The 1,429-nt window shown below is 69.7% G+C and carries 1 protein-coding gene; it reads left to right on the top strand.

Annotation, left to right across the window (positions count from 1 at the left end):
* Positions 1–207: 207 nt before the first annotated feature.
* Positions 208–1,410, top strand: coding sequence for an IS110 family transposase (locus GPJ59_RS36200; protein WP_219672354.1), 1,203 nt, complete (start codon positions 208–210; stop codon positions 1,408–1,410).
* Positions 1,411–1,429 lie beyond the last annotated feature (19 nt).

Here is a 1,429-nt window from a genome sequence, read left to right on the forward strand (position 1 = left end):
CTCCGTAAGTTGTTAAGCGGCCCGGGAGGGCCGGGTGTGGCTGATAGCTCTCTGCCAGTCGTGGCTCGCGAGGAGTGGCCGCCCGGCTCTCCGGGGCGCCCTGGCTGCTGATTGAGATGTGCGCGCCTCGTGCGGTCGCTGTTTACGGAGATGCCGGCGGGGTGTTCCTCGGGCCGATGTCACGTTGTGCGGAACGAGGAGGGGCGGATGAGTGAGCGGCGGGCCCGGGTCTGGGCCGGAATCGATGCAGGCAAGGGCCATCACTGGGCGGCCGTGGTCGACGAAACCGGCGCGACCTTGTGGTCGAAGAAGATCGATAACGACGAGTCGGCGATCCTGACCGCGCTCAACGAAATCCTGGACCTGGCCGGAGCGGTCCACTGGGCGGTGGACATCTCCGGCACCTCCTCCGCGCTGCTGCTGGGCCTTCTCGCGGCCCACGGCCAGCAGGCCGTCTACGTGCCCGGCCGCACGGTCAACCGCATGTCGGGCGCCTACCGGGGCGAGGCCAAGACCGACGCGCGCGACGCTTACGTCATCGCCGAGACCGCCCGCCACCGCAGCGACTTCGCCGCGATCGACGTGCCCGCCCAGCTGGCCGCCGACCTCGCACTGCTGACCGCCCACCGTGCCGACCTCGTGGCCGACCGGGTCAGGATGATCAACCGCCTGCGAGACGTGCTGACCGGCATCTTCCCCGCTCTGGAACGGGCCTTCGACTACAGCAGCCACAAGGGGGCGCTCGTCCTGCTGACCGGCTGCCAGACCCCGGCCGGCATCCGGCGCCGCGGGCGGGCACGGCTGACGGCCTGGCTGGCCAACCGGAGCGTTCGCGGAGCCGACGCGGTCGCGGCCGGCGCCTTGGAAGCGGCTCAGGCCCAGCAGACCGCGCTTCCCGGCGAGGATGTGGCGGCGCAGATCGTCGCCGACCTGGCCGCCCAGATCCTGGCCCTGGACGACCGTCTTAAGCGGATCGACCGGCAGATACGAGAGACCTTCCGCGACCATCCGCAGGCGGAGATCATCGAGTCCTTGCCCGGCATGGGCCCGATACTCGGTGCGGAGTTCGTTGTCGCCGCCGGTGACTTGTCCGCTTACGCAGACGCCGGCCACCTGGCCTCGGCAGCCGGACTGGTACCCGTCCCACGTGACTCCGGCCGCCGGACCGGCAACCTGCACCGGCCCAAGCGCTACAGCCGCCGCCTGCGACGGGTGTTCTACATGTCCGCGCAGACCAGCATGATGCGCGAAGGGCCGAACCGGGACTTCTACCTCAAGAAGCGCGGTGAAGGGCTCAAGCACGTCCAGGCTGTGATCGCTCTGGCTCGCCGCCGGGCAAGCGTCCTGTGGGCGCTGCTGCGAGACAATCGGGTCTTCACCCCCACTCCGCCGGTCACGCAGACGGCTTGACTCCGTCATTGAGACTCCT

The organism is Streptomyces bambusae (genome assembly GCF_019400985.1).
Classification (GTDB): domain Bacteria; phylum Actinomycetota; class Actinomycetes; order Streptomycetales; family Streptomycetaceae; genus Streptomyces; species Streptomyces bambusae_A.

Coding starts and splice junctions, on each gene's coding strand:
- GPJ59_RS36200 (WP_219672354.1), top strand. CDS start 208: ATGAGTGAGCGGCGGGCCCGGGTCTGGGCCGGAATCGATGCAGGCAAG.